15 protein-coding genes and 1 tRNA gene are annotated in these 15655 nt (G+C 63.8%); 12 read left to right on the forward strand and 4 right to left on the reverse strand.

The window, feature by feature from the left end; genetic code table 11:
- Positions 1–8 precede the first annotated feature (8 nt).
- The 4 genes from JN531_RS11595 (at position 9) to JN531_RS11610 (ending at position 3480) form a co-directional block, all read left to right on the forward strand.
- Positions 9–194 (forward strand): DUF2065 domain-containing protein, encoded by a 186-nt coding sequence (locus JN531_RS11595; RefSeq protein ID WP_228349025.1) that lies wholly within the window; start codon positions 9–11, stop codon positions 192–194.
- Positions 191–1183, forward strand: a complete 993-nt coding sequence (locus JN531_RS11600) for an ATP phosphoribosyltransferase regulatory subunit (protein ID WP_228349026.1) — start codon at positions 191–193, stop codon at positions 1181–1183. The genes JN531_RS11595 and JN531_RS11600 overlap by 4 nt, the downstream gene beginning before the upstream one ends.
- Positions 1184–1263: 80 nt before the next feature.
- A complete protein-coding gene (locus JN531_RS11605) occupies positions 1264–2556 on the forward strand; it encodes an adenylosuccinate synthase (protein ID WP_228349027.1) in 1293 nt (430 codons plus the stop codon).
- Positions 2557–2619: 63 nt separating this feature from the next.
- Entirely contained in the window at positions 2620–3480 is an 861-nt protein-coding gene (locus JN531_RS11610; RefSeq protein ID WP_228349028.1) for an SDR family oxidoreductase, read from the forward strand.
- Positions 3481–3581: 101 nt separating this feature from the next.
- Here the strand turns inward: JN531_RS11610 and JN531_RS11615 are convergent.
- Positions 3582–3666, reverse strand: a tRNA-Leu gene (locus tag JN531_RS11615).
- A 70-nt stretch (positions 3667–3736) separates the two neighbouring features.
- On the opposite strand from JN531_RS11615, the gene rnr reads away from it, so the two are divergent.
- The 8 genes from rnr (at position 3737) to alr (ending at position 11367) form a co-directional block, all read left to right on the forward strand.
- The gene (gene rnr, locus JN531_RS11620; RefSeq protein ID WP_228349029.1) at positions 3737–6091 is read left to right on the forward strand and encodes a ribonuclease R; all 2355 of its coding nucleotides are present in this window, start codon (positions 3737–3739) and stop codon (positions 6089–6091) included.
- The gene (locus JN531_RS11625; RefSeq protein ID WP_228349030.1) at positions 6088–6786 is read left to right on the forward strand and encodes a YiaD family glycine zipper/OmpA-like lipoprotein; all 699 of its coding nucleotides are present in this window, start codon (positions 6088–6090) and stop codon (positions 6784–6786) included. The genes rnr and JN531_RS11625 overlap by 4 nt, the downstream gene beginning before the upstream one ends.
- Before the next feature lie 70 nt (positions 6787–6856).
- The gene (gene rlmB / locus JN531_RS11630; RefSeq protein WP_228349031.1) at positions 6857–7624 is read left to right on the forward strand and encodes a 23S rRNA (guanosine(2251)-2'-O)-methyltransferase RlmB; all 768 of its coding nucleotides are present in this window, start codon (positions 6857–6859) and stop codon (positions 7622–7624) included.
- 93 nt (positions 7625–7717) lie between these two features.
- Positions 7718–8134 carry a 30S ribosomal protein S6 gene (rpsF, locus tag JN531_RS11635; RefSeq protein ID WP_228349032.1) on the forward strand — a complete coding sequence of 139 codons (417 nt, stop codon included), beginning with the start codon at positions 7718–7720 and terminating at the stop codon, positions 8132–8134.
- Between the two features lie 2 nt (positions 8135–8136).
- Positions 8137–8364: a 30S ribosomal protein S18 gene (gene rpsR / locus JN531_RS11640; RefSeq protein ID WP_228349033.1), complete on the forward strand. Its 228-nt coding sequence runs from the start codon at positions 8137–8139 to the stop codon at positions 8362–8364.
- Between the two features lie 11 nt (positions 8365–8375).
- Complete coding sequence (gene rplI, locus JN531_RS11645) at positions 8376–8840, forward strand: 50S ribosomal protein L9 (protein WP_228349034.1); 465 nt, start codon at positions 8376–8378, stop codon at positions 8838–8840.
- An 89-nt stretch (positions 8841–8929) separates the two neighbouring features.
- A complete protein-coding gene (dnaB, locus tag JN531_RS11650) occupies positions 8930–10285 on the forward strand; it encodes a replicative DNA helicase (RefSeq protein WP_228349035.1) in 1356 nt (451 codons plus the stop codon).
- Positions 10282–11367: an alanine racemase gene (alr, locus tag JN531_RS11655; protein WP_228349036.1), complete on the forward strand. Its 1086-nt coding sequence runs from the start codon at positions 10282–10284 to the stop codon at positions 11365–11367. Before dnaB ends, alr begins: the two co-directional genes overlap by 4 nt.
- Before the next feature lie 24 nt (positions 11368–11391).
- Here the strand turns inward: alr and JN531_RS11660 are convergent, their stop codons facing one another.
- The 3 genes from JN531_RS11660 to JN531_RS11670 are packed head-to-tail and all read right to left on the reverse strand — an operon-like array spanning position 11392 to position 15626.
- Complete coding sequence (locus JN531_RS11660) at positions 11392–12084, reverse strand: FHA domain-containing protein (RefSeq protein WP_228349037.1); 693 nt, start codon at positions 12082–12084, stop codon at positions 11392–11394.
- A gap of 53 nt (positions 12085–12137) precedes the next feature.
- Positions 12138–12959, reverse strand: a complete 822-nt coding sequence (locus JN531_RS11665) for a Stp1/IreP family PP2C-type Ser/Thr phosphatase (RefSeq protein ID WP_228349038.1) — start codon at positions 12957–12959, stop codon at positions 12138–12140.
- Between the two features lie 9 nt (positions 12960–12968).
- Positions 12969–15626: a CHASE2 domain-containing serine/threonine-protein kinase gene (locus JN531_RS11670; protein WP_228349039.1), complete on the reverse strand. Its 2658-nt coding sequence runs from the start codon at positions 15624–15626 to the stop codon at positions 12969–12971.
- Between the last annotated feature and the right edge of the window lie 29 nt (positions 15627–15655).

A 15655-nucleotide genomic window follows, 5' to 3' on the forward strand; every position in this document is an offset into this window, starting at 1 on the left:
GGCCGACGGTGGACTGGGCCGAACTGCTGCGGGCCCTCGCGCTGGTACTGGTCATCGAGGGGCTGATGCCGTTTGTTGCTCCTGGCCGGTGGCGCCAGGCTTTGATTCATATCGTCGGTCTCGGTGACCGAGCCCTGCGAACTGTGGGGTTCCTGCTCATCGGCGCGGGCGTCATCCTGTTGAATTTCTCATGAGCCAACAACGCTGGATGCTGCCGGAAGGCGTCGAAGAGTCCCTGGCCCCTGCGGCCTGGGCGCTAGAGGATCTGCGTCGTCGTCTGCTGGATCACTTTCGCGGCCGTGACTACCAGTTGATCCAGCCGCCGCTGATCGAACATCTTGATTCGCTGCTCACCGGCACCGCGCAGGATCTGGACCAACAGACCTTCAAGCTGATTGACCCCCTGTCCGGTCGTTTGCTGGGCCTGCGGGCTGATATGACGCCGCAGGCGGCACGTATTGCGGCCCGCCACTATGCGGACCAGGCCGTGGTCCGCCTCTGCTATCTGGGGACTGTGCTGCGGGCGCAGTCTGAGCACCTGGGCGGAAGTCGTTCGCCACGACAGGTGGGCTGTGAGATCTTCGGAGAGGCGGGCATAGATGCGGACATCGAGGCGCTGACCCTGATGCTGGAGACGCTGGAGCTGGCAGGTGTTTCCGAGGCGCACGTCGACCTTGGGCACGTCGGGGTCTACCGTGCGGTCATCGAATCACTGCATCTTTCGACAGCGGACGAACTCATCGTGTTCGATCTGGTACAGCGCAAGTCGCGCCCGGATCTCGAACGTTGGCTGGCAGCGATGTCGCTCCCGAAGGCCGGTGCGGCGATGCTGCTTGACCTGCTTGACCTGCATGGGGACACCACCGTGATTGCACGTGCGCGTCAGGTGTTGGCGCCCGCAGGATCGGGCGCGATGGACGCACTGGCGCTGCTGGAGTCGGTGGCAACAGTGTTGACCGAGCGCCGACCGGCTCCGCCGGTTCACGTCGATCTCGCTGAACTACGCGGATTTCGCTACAAGACAGGACTGGTGTTCGCCGCATTTACCCCCGGCTTCGGACGCGAACTTGCGCGTGGCGGCCGGTACGATGGTGTTGGCGGTGCCTTCGGTGCCCCACGACCTGCCACCGGCTTTTCCGCTGACCTCAATGAGCTGTTGAGACTGGGGACGGCGCATGGCTGAGTGTGACGTCGCCGGCGCGGCCGGCTGCCTCAAACTTTTCGAAGCGAGGGCCAGGCCCTCAACGTATCTGGAGCAGGAACATGGGTAAGTCCGTTGTCGTCATCGGTGCGCAGTGGGGGGACGAGGGCAAGGGCAAAGTGGTTGACCTGCTGACCGACCGGGTGCAGGCGGTGGTGCGTTTTCAGGGCGGTCACAATGCCGGCCATACCTTGGTCATCAACGGCGTCAAGACTGCGCTCAACCTGATTCCCAGCGGCATCATGCGTCCGGGCGTGGGATGCCTGATCGGCAACGGGGTGGTGTTGTCACTGACCGCATTGATCAGTGAGATCGAGAAGGTGGAAGCCACCGGCGCCGAAGTGCGGTCCCGGCTGCGAATTTCCGAGGCGGCGCCCCTGGTACTGCCGGTCCATGCGCGCCTGGATCAGGCGCGTGAGCTTGCGCGCGGCGAAGCCAAGATCGGCACGACCGGCAAGGGGATCGGCCCCGCCTACGAGGACAAGGTGGCTCGGCGAGCGATCCGTGTTGGCGACCTTTTCTCGCGTGAGCTGTTGGCCGCCAAGCTCGGTGAGCTTCTGGCGTATCACAACTTCGTGCTTCAGCACTACTACAAGGAAGAACCCGTCGACTTCCAGGCGACTCTGGACGATCTGTTGCGTTACGCAGAGATCGTGCGGCCGATGGTCGCCGACGTCACCGAAATGCTGCGACAGCATCTGCTCGCCGGCGACAACGTGCTGTTCGAGGGGGCGCAGGGGGCGCTTCTCGACATTGACCATGGGACCTATCCGTTCGTCACCTCGTCCAATACCACCGCCGGTGGTGCCGCCACCGGAACCGGCGTTGGTCCGCGTCAGCTTGACTATGTATTGGGCATCGTCAAGGCCTACGCCACCCGTGTCGGCTCAGGGCCGTTTCCGACCGAGCAGGACAACGACCTCGGTCAGCAACTGCGCGACAAGGGTGCCGAGTACGGCACGGTGACCAAGCGGCCGCGACGTTGTGGCTGGTTCGATGCCGTTGCCGCCCGCCGGTCGATCTTCAACAACAGCGTCAGTGGCTTGTGTGTGACCAAACTCGACGTGCTCGACGAGCTCGACGAAATTCACCTGTGCGTGGGATACCGGGTCGATGGCATTGCGGTTGAAGTGCCGCCGATCGGTGCCGACGGTTTTGCACGAATCGAACCGGTCTATGAAGTGATGCCGGGGTGGCGGTCGAGTACCTTCGGCATCCAGAGTTTCGACGGGTTGCCCGTGAATGCACAGCGCTATCTGCGTCGTGTCGAAGAAGTGACCGGCACCCCCGTAGCCATGGTTTCCACGGGTCCGGACCGGGTCCACACCATCGTGCTGCAGAACCCGTTCGATTGAGCCCCGACGGCATCGTGCACCACCGCGCAGCCTGACGTCCGGGCGCGATTACAGGAGAATCGGATGCGTAGCCTTGCAGGCAAGACCGTCTTCATTTCCGGCGCCTCCCGCGGCATCGGACTGGCCATCGCCGAGCGCGCGGCGCGCGATGGCGCCAATGTTGTCATCGCTGCCAAGACCGCTGACCCGAATCCAAAACTGCCGGGCACGATCTATTCGGCGGCCGAAGCCGTCGAGGCCGCCGGAGGTCGGGCACTGCCGGTCGTTTGTGACATCCGCGATGCCGGGCAGATCGAGGCGGCGGTGGCGGCGGCGGTTGCAACCTTCGGCGGCATCGACATTTGCGTCAACAACGCCAGTGCCATCAGCCTCAGTGGCACGCTCGCCACCGAACCGAAGCGTTACGATTTGATGCACCAGATCAATGCCCGTGGCACCTTCTTTGTCTCGCGGGCTTGCATCCCGCATCTGCGTCGGTCCGCCAACCCGCACGTATTGAATCTGTCGCCGCCGCTGGACCTGAATCCGGCCTTTTTTGCACCGCACGCGGCGTACACGCTCGCCAAGTTTTCGATGAGCCTTTATGCCATGGCGATGGCAGAAGAGTTCCGTCGCGACGGTATTGCTTTCAATACGCTGTGGCCCCGGACCCTGGTGGCGACAGCGGCGTTGCAGGCGATTCCGGGTGCCAGCGGTGTAGTCGATCAAGCGCGAACACCGGCGATCATGGCCGATGCTGCCCACGTGATCCTGACGCGCGACAGTCGCAGCTTCAGTGGCCAGCATTGCATCGACGATCAAGTGCTCGCCTCGGTCGGCGTGACCGATCTGTCGGGCTATCGGGTCAAGGCCGGCGACGGGCCGCTGATGGAGGACCTGTTCATTCCGGCGTCGATGCCACCGCCGGCGGGCGTCAAGTCCTGAACCGGCGAACATCGCCGCAAGCCTCACCGCAATCGTGTAAGGTGCCGCTCATGCAGTCCTTCAGGCAACAAAAAACCCGGCACGAGGCCGGGTTTTTCAATTGGTGCCGAGAAGAGGACTCGAACCTCCACGGTGTTACCCGCCAGTACCTGAAACTGGTGCGTCTACCAATTCCGCCATCTCGGCATGAGCAGCATCCGACGTGGTTGTCACGTCGACAGGGCGCGCATTGTGTCCACCCGAAACTCAAAAGTCAATGAAAAAAAAGCAGCCTCCAACGTCTGATCGTCCCCGTCGCAAGGGCCCCGCATCCAAGGTCGAGAAGGCCGGCATCGCGCCGTCGCGCACGCCACGTGGCGGGGCGCCCGCCTGGCAGGCTGCAGACCAGGCATTTGAAGCCGAACAGCAACGCTATGAAGATCCCATTCCCAGCCGTCAGCTGATCCTTGAGGTCCTGGGTGCGGCCGATGGGCCGATGACGGTCGACGAGCTGATCGGTCATTTCGGGCTCGGCAAGCTGTCGCAGCAAGATGCCCTCGGCAAGCGCTTGGGGGCGATGACGCGTGACGCCCAGGTGGCGCAGAATCGTCGTGGAGCCTTCGGTCCCGTGACGTCGATGCACCTGATTCCCGGTACGGTGCAGGCGCACCGCGACGGTTTCGGCTTTCTGGTGCCGGATGCCGGTGGCGGCGACCTGTTCCTGCCGCCGCGGCAGATGCGCGAGCTGATGAATGGCGACCGGGTGCTGGTGCGCCCTGGGGTTCAGGATGAGCGCGGGCGCACCGAGGGCATCGTGGTGGAGGTGTTGGAGCGCGCCAGTCGCAGCATCGTTGGCCGTCTTCATGTCGACCAGGGTATTGCCTACGTCATCCCGGATCATCCCCGTATTCAGCATGACCTGTTGATTCCGGAGGACGCGTTGGCCGGTGCCGAGCATGGCCAGATGGTGATGGCCGACATCATCGAGCCGCCGGGCCGGCGGACGCTGCCGGTCGGCCGTGTCACTGAAATTCTCGGGGACCATCTGGCTCCGGGCATGGAGATCGCGGTCGCGGTGCGTGCGCACAACCTTCCTCACCAGTGGCCGGAGGCGGTGGAGCGCGAAGTGGCCGCCATCCCCGATACCGTGCGCCCGCAGGATTGCGAGGGGCGCGTAGACCTCCGGGATCTCCCATTGGCAACGATCGACGGGGCAGATGCCCGCGACTTCGATGATGCTGTCTATGCGCGCAAGACGCCGACCGGTTGGCGATTGTGGGTAGCCATCGCCGATGTATCAGCCTATGTGGTGCCGGGGACCGCACTTGACCGGGAGGCATTCGAGCGGGGCAACTCGGTCTACTTCCCCCGGCAAGTGATCCCGATGCTGCCGGAAAAGCTTTCAAACGGGCTGTGCTCGCTGAACCCTCAGGTCGACCGTTTGTGCATGGTCTGCGAGATGCGGGTGCTGGCAGACGGCGAGGTGGCGCAGTCGCGTTTCTACCGCGCCGTCATGCGTTCACATGCCCGGCTGATCTACGACGATGTCGCCGCCGCCCTGGCGCAGCCCGATGGAGCGGCGGCCCAGGCGATGGGGCCCCTGATGGAGCCCTTGCAGACGCTGTCAGGGATGTTCGATGCCCTGTTTTCCGCCCGTCAGCGACGCGGCGCGATCGATTTCGACAGCACCGAGACCAAGATCGTGTTTTCCGAGGCGCGCAAGATCGAGGCGATTGTGCCGGTCACCCGCAACCGTGCCCATCGGATGATCGAGGAATGCATGATCGCGGCCAACGTTGAAGCGGGTCGCTACATCGAGAAGACCAAGCTGCCGACGCTGTATCGTATCCATCAGAAGCCCGATCCCCTGAAGGTGCAGACCTTGCGGGACCTGTTGGCGGTTCGCGGCCTCAAGCTTGGGGGGGGTGCCGAGCCGGAGGCCTCGGACTACGCCGCCATGCTCGCCAGCGCCCAGGGGCGCGAGGATACTCAGGTGCTGCAGACCTTGATGCTGCGGTCCTTGATGCAGGCACGTTATGAGCCGGGCAATGCCGGACATTTCGGGCTTGCGCTGACGCACTATGCTCATTTCACCAGCCCCATCCGCCGCTATCCGGACCTTTTGCTGCACCGGGGCATTGCCCATGCGATCGAGCGCCGCAAGGTCGCGGACTTTGCCTATAGCGAGCAGGAAATGACGGCGGCGGGTGCACATTGCTCGATGACCGAGCGCCGTGCCGATGAGGCAACGCGCGATGTCGCCACCTGGCTCAAGTGTGAGTTCATGCGCCATCGCGTTGGCGAAGAATTCGACGGCACAGTCACCAGCGTGGCCAGCTTCGGTCTGTTCGTCGAGCTCGACGGCCTCTACATCGATGGCCTGGTGCATGTTTCCAACCTGCGCAACGACTACTATGAATTCGATCCGGCGCGGCAGCGCCTCGTCGGAAGCCGCAGCAAACAGACTTATGCGCTCGGGCAACCGGTGCGAATCAAGGTGGTCCGGGTCAATCTCGACGAACGCAAGATCGACCTCGAGCTGCTGCCGATGGCCGGGGGTTCATCCGATGTTAAGCTCGATAAAGAACAATCTCGCCCATCGCCCAGGGGCAACAAGAGGAAGCGCAAATGACGCACATCAGACATCTTTCCGTCGTATTGGTGACAGCGACCGCTGTCGGACTCAGTGCCTGTGCCAGTGATCCGAACCGCGACACCAAGCGCGGGGCCGCCATTGGTGCGGTGCTTGGCGCCGTCGCCGGCCATCAGGTCGATGGTGACAAGGGCCGCTACATTGGGGCCGTCGTTGGTGCCCTCGCGGGCGGTGCTGCCGGCAACTACATGGACAAGCAGCGTAAAGAGCTGGAGCAGAAGCTAGCGGCTGAAGCCGCGCGCGACGAACTGCAGATCGTGCAGCTGTCCGGTGACGCATTGAAGATCGGCGTTGCCAGCGACATCAGCTTTGAGACCAACAGTGCCACGCTGCAGTCTGGCGCCCTGAACACCTTCGCCAAGATCGCCAATGTCCTGAAGGACTACGACAAGACGGTGATTCATGTGGTGGGCCACACCGATTCCACCGGCAGTGCCCAGTACAACCAGAGCCTGTCGGAACGACGCGCGGCAGCCGTCTCGACCTTCCTCGCCAGCCAGGGCGTTCCGCCCAGCCGCGTGCGGGAAGAGGGTCGTGGTGAGCGTGAGCTGCTGATTCGGACTGGTGACAATGTCAACGAGGCACGCAATCGCCGCGTCGACATCATCATCAAGCCGGTTATCGAAGGGCAGGAAAACCAGGCCTGGACGCCGCCGCCCTACCTCGGCGGCTGAGGTCTCGCGGTACCGACAACGGGGCCTTCGGGCCCCGTTGTCGGTTTTGGGCTCAGGCTACACTTCGCGCATGGCATCTCAAGACCTCATCATCGGCGGCTTCCATGCCGTCCTCGCGGCCCTCGAAGACGCGGCCGAAAAGCCCGGCCAGATCTGGTTGCTCGACAGTCGCAACGATGATCGTGCGCGCCGGGTGTTGGCAGCGGCGGCGGCGTTGCAGATTCCGGTTCAGCGCTGTTCGCGCGGCGAAATGGATCTCAAGCAGCCCGGCTTGCGTCATCAGGGGGTGATGGCGCAATTACCGCCACAACGATTCGAGGGGGAGGCGGCGCTGGAGCGGCCGGCGACCCCCGAACGTCTGCTGCTGGCGCTTGATGGTGTTCAGGACCCGCACAACCTTGGGGCCTGCCTGCGCACGGCCGAAGCGGTGGGTGTAGATGCCGTGATCATCCCACGAGACCGTAGCGCCAGCCTGACCGCAGTCGCTCGCAAGGCGGCGGCAGGCAGTGCCGAACGGGTGCCGGTGATCGCTGTCACCAATCTGGCCCGCAGCCTGGAACGCCTACAGACCCTGGGCTACTGGTTGACGGGGTTGGCCGGTGAAGCCGAGCAGACGCTTTTTGAGGCTGACCTGACTGGGCCGACGGTGCTGGTGATGGGCGCAGAGGGCGATGGCATGCGGCGGCTTACCCGTGAGCGCTGTGATCGACTGGTACGGATTCCCATGACCGGCAAAGCCGAAAGTCTTAATGTTTCGGTCGCGACGGCCGTGTGTCTGTACGAAGCCTGGCGTCAGCGCCAGCTCGCAGCTTGCAATCGGCCCGTGCGGCCGACATAATCCGCGCCCTTCGCGCCCGCCCGGGCGTGAATCACTTGCTTCACCGCATTGGGCGGGAAGCCGCGCCCTTGGGCGTGTCCACAAGGAGATTCCATGCGTCACTACGAAATCGTGGTCATGGTGCATCCGGACCAGAGCGATCAGGTTCCGGCAATGACCGAGCGTTACAGCAACATGGTGACCACCAATGGTGGCACCGTACATCGTCTCGAAGACTGGGGCCGTCGCCAGCTGGCGTATCCCATTCTCAACGCGCACAAGGCCCACTACGTGCTTCTGAACGTCGAATGCGACGAAGCCACCCTCAACGAGATCGAGGGCGCTTTCCGCTTCAACGACGCCGTGCTGCGCCGTCTGATCGTCCGCAAGGATGCCGCCGTGACAGTGCCTTCTCCTTTGTTCAAGGAACAGGAAGAAGAAAAGAAGCCGGAGCGCACTGAGCGCCGCCCGGTCGCCGAGACCGCCGAAGGCGGGGACGACGACAACGCTGACGACAGCTCTGGAGAATAAGAATGGCAGCCTTTTTCCGTCGCAAGAAGTCTTGCAAGTTTTCCGCCGAAGGCGTCGACCAGATCGACTACAAGGATCTCGCCACGCTCAAGCAGTACGTGGGTGAGAACGGCAAGATCGTTCCGGCCCGTATCACCGGCACCAAGTCGCGCTATCAGCGTCAGCTGAACACCGCGATCAAGCGCGCGCGCTTCCTGGCGCTGTTGCCCTACACCGACAAGCACGAGTAAGGAGCGCCCTCATGGAAGTGATTCTGCTCGAGAAGATCAAGAAGCTGGGTGACCTCGGTGAAACCGTGAAGGTCGCACCGGGTTATGGTCGCAATTTCCTGCTGCCGCAGGGCAAGGCGCTGCCGGCTACCGAAGGCAACAAGGCGGTTTTTGAGGCACGCAAGAGCGAGCTGGTGAAGAAGGCGTCGGATAGCCTCAACGCCGCTCGGGTGCGGGCGCAGACCCTGGTTGGCAAGACGCTGACCATCCGCGTTCTGGCATCGGAAGAAGGCAAGCTCTACGGGTCAGTGGGCGTCACCGAGATCATCGAGGCGGCGCTTGCCGACGGTCTCGACCTGCATCGCAACGAAATCGACCTGGTGACGCCATTCCGCGAGATCGGCCGTTTCGACGTCGCGGTCTCGCTGCATTCCGAAGTCGAGGCCAGCATTGCGGTGGTGGTCGAGTCCCAGCGGTCGGCCAACGCTGCCGACTGAAGCCGACCGGCTCGCGTAAACTGGACGGCCCGCTGCTTGCGCAGCGGGCCGTTTTCGTTGAAGACCCCGTAATACGCCGACAGGCCCCGATGTCAACTGACCCTAAGCTGCCGCCTTACGCCATTGAGGCCGAGCAATCCGTGCTGGGCGGCCTCATGCTGGACAACCGCACCTGGAACGATATCGCCGACCGTCTTACTGCTGAAGATTTCTATCGCGAAGATCATCAGCTGCTGTTCAAGGCGATTGCCGAACTGGTCAACAATAACCGGCCTTGCGATTTCGTCACCCTCAGCGAATACCTGCGCAATCGGAACCAGCTTGAGGCTGCCGGCGGGTTGGCGTATCTGGGCAGCCTGGCCAACGACACCCCCAGCGCCGCCAATGTGCTGGCCTATGCCGATATCGTGCGGGAACGTGCGGTGCTGCGGAGTCTGATCACGGCTGGTGGGGAGATCGCCGATTTCGGCTATCGCCCGGACGGGCGGCCACCGCCAGAGCTGATCGACCAGGCGGAGCAGAAGGTCTTTGCCATCCGCAATCGCACCGAACATGCCCAGTCGAGCTATTTCGACATGGCGCAGATCATGACGAAGGTCGAGCACAAGATCGAACTGCTGCGGGCCAATGAAGGCAGCGTCGCCGGACTGTCGACCGGCTTTACCGAGCTTGATCGCATGACGACCGGTTTGCACGCGGGAGACCTGGTGATCCTGGCAGGCCGACCGTCCATGGGCAAAACCTCGCTGGCCCTGAATATCGCAGAGCACGTGGTGCTCTACGAGCGCAAGGCGGCGGCCGTGTTCTCGATGGAAATGCCTGCAGAACAGTTGGGGCTGCGTATGCTGTCCTCGTTCGCCCGCATTGATATGACCCGCCTTCGCAGTGGTGACCTTGAGGACCGCGACTGGGATCGGTTGGTCAGCCAGGGGGGGTTGATCCGTGAAGCCCCGCTCTATATCGACCAGACCGGGGCGTTATCGCCGCTCGAGCTGAGGGCTCGCGCCCGACGCATGAAGATGCGCCATGACATCCAGTTGATTGTGGTCGACTACATCCAGCTCATGCAGGTGCCCGGCACCCGCGAGAACCGCACCAACGAGATTTCCGAGATCTCCCGCAGTTTGAAGGCGCTGGCAAAGGAACTGGAGGTGCCGGTGATTGCGCTGTCCCAGCTCAATCGTGGTGTCGAGCAACGCGACAACAAGCGCCCCCGCATGAGTGATCTGCGTGAATCCGGAGGCATCGAGCAGGATGCTGATCTCGTCATGTTCATTTACCGCGACGAGGTCTACAACAAGGAATCGCCCGACAAGGGCACCGCGGAGATCATCATCGTCAAGCAGCGTAACGGACCGCTGGGGACGATACGGACGGCGTTTCTCGGCCAGCACACCCGGTTCGAAAACCTCGCTCAGGGCTACGACGACGGTTTCGCGCCGTGATTCCCCGCGTCACCGCGACGGTCGATCTGTCGGCGATCCGGCACAACCTCGGGGTGGTCCGCCAGATGGCGCCCGGCGCCCGGGTGATGGCGGCCGTCAAAGCCGATGGCTACGGCCATGGCGCCGTGCCCGTTTCTCGAGCGCTGGCGGCGGCCGGCATTGACTGCCTCGCGGTGGCCTGCATGGAGGAGGCAATACGACTTCGGCAGGCGCGGATCAGCACCCCCATCGCCGTGCTTGAGGGCATCATCTCGCGGGAAGAGGCGGCGCTGGCGGTGTATGAGGAGCTGGTGGTGGTGGTGCACGACCACTGGCAGCTCGATATCCTTGACCAACTCGGGCCGCAGGCCCGCGTGACGCTGTGGTTCAAGCTCGACAGCGGGATGCATCGGTTGGGGTTCCCTCTGGCGGACGTGCCGCGGCTGCAGGCCACCCTTGCCGCGCACCCCGGGTGGACCCTGGCCGGGTGGATGACCCATCTGGCCTCGGCCGACGAGACCGAGAATCCCTTTACTCTGGAGCAGATTGCCCGTTTCGAGGCAGCGCTTGTGGGGGTGCCGGGGCCGCGGTCGGTTGCCAACTCGGCCGGGCTGATCGCCTGGCCTCAGGCGCGGCTGGACTGGGTGCGCCCCGGGCTGGCCCTGTATGGGGCCAGCCCGTTGCCGGATCGCACTTCACAGGCGCTGGGTTTGCGGCCTGCGATGACCCTGGAGAGTCGGCTGATTGCGGTACGCGAGTTCGAGGCGGGGGATACCATCGGCTACAGTCAGGCATACCGCTGCCCTGAGCGCATGCCGGTGGGCGTGGTGGCGATGGGTTATGCCGACGGCATCCTGCGGAGCCTCCCGAACGGGACGCCGCTGCAGATTCGCGGCACGACGGTGCCGATGGCCGGGCGGGTGTCGATGGATATGGTGACGGTGGATCTGCGAACCTGCCCCCACGCTGCGGTGGGTGACCCGGTGCGGCTATGGGGTCCGGGCCTGCCGGCCGAAGCCATTGCTGCCCATGCCGGCACCATCGCCTATGAATTGTTCTGCGGCCTGACCCAGCGGGTCCGTTTCGTTCACACCGACGCCTGAGTGCAGACCCTGGCGCAAACGCGTTCAGGTCACCACGATGAACCGCATCTCGGTGCCGGCAAGTTCGATCTGGTCGCCGTCTTGTAAGCGTTGTGCAGTGGAGCCGACTTCCGCCCCATTGACTCGGGGGCGCTGGCCGTCACGACTGCCACCGACATGCACGATGTAGTAGGCATCCACTCGACGGGTGATCGCGGCGACCTGTACGCCAGGGCGGCCAATGGTGGTCAACGCCTTCGACAGCTCCAGTTCTTTGCCTGCATTGCCGCCGCTGGTGACCTGGAGCTTGCCGAGGATCGGCTTGCTCGCGGTCGGGGCACCGGGTTCGGTTCCTGCCGTCGCCGTTGCCACCTGCGCATCGAATGCGGCGCCGAACTGGCCCGGCTTGAGAATCATGGTCTTCTCGAAGTCGTCCTCGGCGGCCGGTGCCGCGCCTCCCTCATAGCGCAGAGTGTGGCGGCCCAGCGTGATGACGTCACCATTGCTCAGCGGGTGCTTGCTGATCGGCTGCCCGTTGACCAGGGTGCCGTTGGTCGACTGCAGGTCTTCCAGGAAGCTGTCGTCGAGGATGGTGATGATCGCGGCATGTCGACCGGACGCAGCACGGTCGTCGAGCACGATATCGTTGTCGGGATGTCGCCCGAGGGTCATGCGCTCCTTGTCGAGCGGGATGTCCCGGGACTGGCCATTGCCGTCGGTGAGGATGAGCTTGCCCATGCGCGTATCAACCTGGTCTGTGGTTGCAAGAAGTATTCATAGCGGGTGGCTACTCAGAACCACTCCAGCAAACGTTCGTACCAACGGCGACCGCGAGCGAATGAAGCATCGGCCCGCAGCAGAATCACCGACACATTGTCACGACCGCCGGCGGCCAGTGCGGCGTCCACCAGTGCATTGGCCGTCATCTCCAGCACGGTACCCGACGTCGAAAGGATATTGGCGATCCCCTCATCGGGAACCATATCACTGAGCCCGTCGGAACAGGCAAGGAAAATGTCGCCGACTTCCACCGGTTCCTCCAGCACATCGACGGCGACCCGTTCCTCGACGCCAAGCGCCCGAGTGACGATGTTCTTGCGGACAAGGCGGGTCGCATCCTCGCGGCTGTAATGGCCGCGGGCCACCAACTCTTCCAGCAACGAGTGGTCGCGGGTGATTTGCTCCAGACGACCATCCCGCCACCGGTAGAGCCGGGAGTCGCCGACATAGGCGATCGACACCCGGTCATCATGGAAGGCGGCGCAGACCACCGTGGTGCCCATGCCGGCGCACTGCGGTTGTGACTGGGCGACCTGAAAGATGGTGTTGTGGGCCAGTGTGATGGCGTCGCGGAGTGCCAAGGTTTCGACCGAGTAGCCGCTGGCGACATCGATCTCGCCTGCCCGAAGGGCGGGCCAGGCTCGTCGCACGCTGTCGAGAATGGTGGCGATGGCAAGGCCGGCGGCAATTTCGCCGGCGTTGTAGCCCCCCATGCCATCGGCCAGCACGATCAGACCAAGGTCGGCATCGTCGGCGACGGCATCTTCGTTGTTGCCGCGTACCCGACCAACATCGGTACGCATGGCCACGGTCAGTTTGTCCTTCAGCGCCATGGGCGGTGATCAGCCCAGGTTCGCCAGCAACGGCCGCAGCGCAGCGGCCAGTTCGGCCCCCCGCGGGTAGCGAAGCTCCGGGTCCTTGGTCATCGCCCGGTCCAGCACCTCGCTGAGGCCCCCGGGGAGCCCGGGACAGACCACGGCCAACGGCGCATGGGGCTCGTTGGCGATCTTGAACATCAGCGTTGCCATGGAATCGGCCTGGAACGGCAGGCCGCCACTCAATAGCTGATACAGCGTGACGGCCAGCGAAAACAGGTCGGACCGACCGTCCACCCGCTTGCCAGCGAGTTGCTCCGGGCTCATGTAGCTGGGGGTGCCGAGCACCATGCCGGTCTTGGTTTTGGAAGAGTCGGCGATGCGTGCGATACCGAAGTCCATCAATTTGAGCGTCCGGCTGCTCTCCACCAGCATCATGTTGGCGGGCTTGATGTCCCGGTGGATGATGCCGTTGCCATGGGCATAATCCAATGCATCGGCGGCGTCGGCGACGAAGCGGATTGCTTCTGCTGGCGTCAGCAGCGCATTCGGTTTGGTGTAGCGGGTGAGGTCGTGCCCGTGGATGAACTCCATGGCGATGTAGGCCAGGTCATGCTCCTCACCAGCATCGAAGATCTGCACGATGTTGGGGTGTGACAGCCGCCCGGCGGTCTCGGCTTCACGGAAAAAGCGCTCCTTCACACCCGCCAGCTCGTCGGGTTCGAATTCCTGGGTCAGCGCCATGGTCTTGATCGCGACCTGACGACCGATTTTCGGGTCACGGCCGAGATAGACGATCCCCATCGCACCCTTTCCGAGCTCCTTTTCGACCTGATAGCGCCCCAGCATCGGCTTTTCGATCTGCTGGGTGGCATCCAGGAGCAGGGTGGCGCCGGCGTGCGACGACCCGCCACCGCCGATGATCACGGTCTCCGACAGCTTGCGGGCGCGGCCCAGCTTCTGCTGCACGTCACGGAAGTCCCGGTTCTGGCCGGCGATGAACTGATAGACGTTCTCGGCCTTGTTGAACTGCCGTTTGCGCTCGAAGTCCAGCGCCAGGTTGTAGAGCAGATCGAGCAGTTTGTCGTCGACCGGCTGCACCCGTTTGAATTTCTCGAACGCCATGTCCAACTGTCCCTGACCCTGGAAGGCCAGGCCCAGCATACGGTTCGATTCGGCGCCTTCGACTTCAGAGCTCTGTTTCAGGCGCTCGGTCAGGTTGAAGCGCTTGAGCAGCATGACACCGTGACCGAGCACCACGAAAAGGGCGGGTAGGGCGAGCTTCAGCCACACTGCATTGGTGGTCAGCAGCGAGTACTGGGCAACCAGCAGCAAGGCCGCCAGGGCGATCGTCACCCCTGCAGCCAGGGTGCCGGACAGGGCTGGCACCCCGAATGCCAGCCACAGCAGCAGAACCGCGAAGACGCCCAGTTCCGCCCAGGGCGCCCATGCGGGACGCTGGTAATAGTCAAGCTGCAGCAGTGTTGAAACGCTGTGGGCCAGCTGCAGAACGGGTGCCATCGCGGGTGAAACGGGCGTCGGAAAGGTGTCGCCGATGCCGCGCGCGGTGGCGCCGATCAGGACGATCTTGTCGGCAAAGTTCTCGGGGCGGATCTTGCCTTCCTGGACGTCATAGAACGAGTACACCGGGAAGGCCGGGCGATCGTCGCGGTCACGATAGAAGTGTGTGCGCAGCAGCAAACGCGGGCTGGTGTCGATGCGCAAACCGCCGAGCTGAACGCCTTCGCCCAGCCGCACTTCAATGTCCTCCGGGCCAAGGTTGAGTGCGGTTGCCGCGAGCTGCAGCGCCAGCGACGGAAACAGTGCATCGAAGTAACTGAGCACCAGCGGCTCGAAGCGTACGGCGCCGTCGCTGTCCAGCGTCGTGTTGAGATATCCGACCGCCGCAGCCGCCTGGCCGAGCTCCATCACCGGGGGCTGTGCCGACTGTGTCGGCAGCGGCAGGTCGCCGGCTGCCCGTGCCCCGATCCGGTCGCTGACCTGTGTCAGCTGGGCGCTGCTGACGTACGGCGGGAGTGGTGCGTCAGGACGACCATGCGGGCGCCCCAGGGTGAAGCTCATGGGGAGCAACACCCGGCCGAAATCGCGGATCGCCCGGGACAGCCGGGCGTCACCCGATTCTGTCGCGAGCGCCTGCTGCAGGGCTGTTTCCAGCGCGTTGAGCGCGCCGGGATACTGGTTGACCAGCGCCGACTGTCGCCAGCTTTCGGCAATCCCCGCCGCTGCCGGCAGTTGCAGTGCCAGATCGTCGAGCATGATGCCGAAGACTTCAATCTCCTGGGGGATGTCGGTGGTCAGTGACGAGCGTTGCAGGGTTTCGGCCAACCCTCGCAGTGTGGCTTCACCAGCGGGTTCCTGGGGCTCGCTGTAGAAGACGGTGCTGCCGATGGCGCGCGCCTTGCTCTCGCGCAAGCGGTCGATCATGTCGGCCTGCAGTTCCCGCGGCCACGGCCAGCGCCCGAGATTGCGAATCGACTCGTCGTCGATAGCGATCACCGCAATGCGGTCGGAGGGCGCCCGATCACGCGCGCGCACGCCGACGTCGTATGCGGCCCGCTCAACCTGTTGAAAGGCATCCCCGGCGACGAGCCCCGCCACCAGTGCGAATCCGATCCCAAATGCCAGCGCTGCAAACCAGTCTTTCGACCATACCGAGGCTTTCACGCGCGGCTCCCCTTTATAGTGTCCCCGAA

The sequence above is a fragment of the Flagellatimonas centrodinii genome, assembly GCF_016918765.2.
GTDB lineage: Bacteria > Pseudomonadota > Gammaproteobacteria > Nevskiales > Nevskiaceae > Polycyclovorans > Polycyclovorans centrodinii.

What these genes read in the sequence shown, in the direction of transcription:
- JN531_RS11600 (WP_228349026.1), top strand. Translation starts at nt 191, where the DNA reads ATGAGCCAACAACGCTGGATGCTGCCGGAAGGCGTCGAAGAGTCCCTG.
- JN531_RS11605 (WP_228349027.1), top strand. Translation starts at nt 1,264, where the DNA reads ATGGGTAAGTCCGTTGTCGTCATCGGTGCGCAGTGGGGGGACGAGGGC.
- JN531_RS11610 (WP_228349028.1), top strand. Translation starts at nt 2,620, where the DNA reads ATGCGTAGCCTTGCAGGCAAGACCGTCTTCATTTCCGGCGCCTCCCGC.
- rnr (WP_228349029.1), top strand. Translation starts at nt 3,737, where the DNA reads ATGAAAAAAAAGCAGCCTCCAACGTCTGATCGTCCCCGTCGCAAGGGC.
- JN531_RS11625 (WP_228349030.1), top strand. Translation starts at nt 6,088, where the DNA reads ATGACGCACATCAGACATCTTTCCGTCGTATTGGTGACAGCGACCGCT.
- rlmB (WP_228349031.1), top strand. Translation starts at nt 6,857, where the DNA reads ATGGCATCTCAAGACCTCATCATCGGCGGCTTCCATGCCGTCCTCGCG.
- rpsF (WP_228349032.1), top strand. Translation starts at nt 7,718, where the DNA reads ATGCGTCACTACGAAATCGTGGTCATGGTGCATCCGGACCAGAGCGAT.
- rpsR (WP_228349033.1), top strand. Translation starts at nt 8,137, where the DNA reads ATGGCAGCCTTTTTCCGTCGCAAGAAGTCTTGCAAGTTTTCCGCCGAA.
- rplI (WP_228349034.1), top strand. Translation starts at nt 8,376, where the DNA reads ATGGAAGTGATTCTGCTCGAGAAGATCAAGAAGCTGGGTGACCTCGGT.
- dnaB (WP_228349035.1), top strand. Translation starts at nt 8,930, where the DNA reads ATGTCAACTGACCCTAAGCTGCCGCCTTACGCCATTGAGGCCGAGCAA.
- JN531_RS11660 (WP_228349037.1), bottom strand. Translation starts at nt 12,084, where the DNA reads ATGGGCAAGCTCATCCTCACCGACGGCAATGGCCAGTCCCGGGACATC.
- JN531_RS11665 (WP_228349038.1), bottom strand. Translation starts at nt 12,959, where the DNA reads ATGGCGCTGAAGGACAAACTGACCGTGGCCATGCGTACCGATGTTGGT.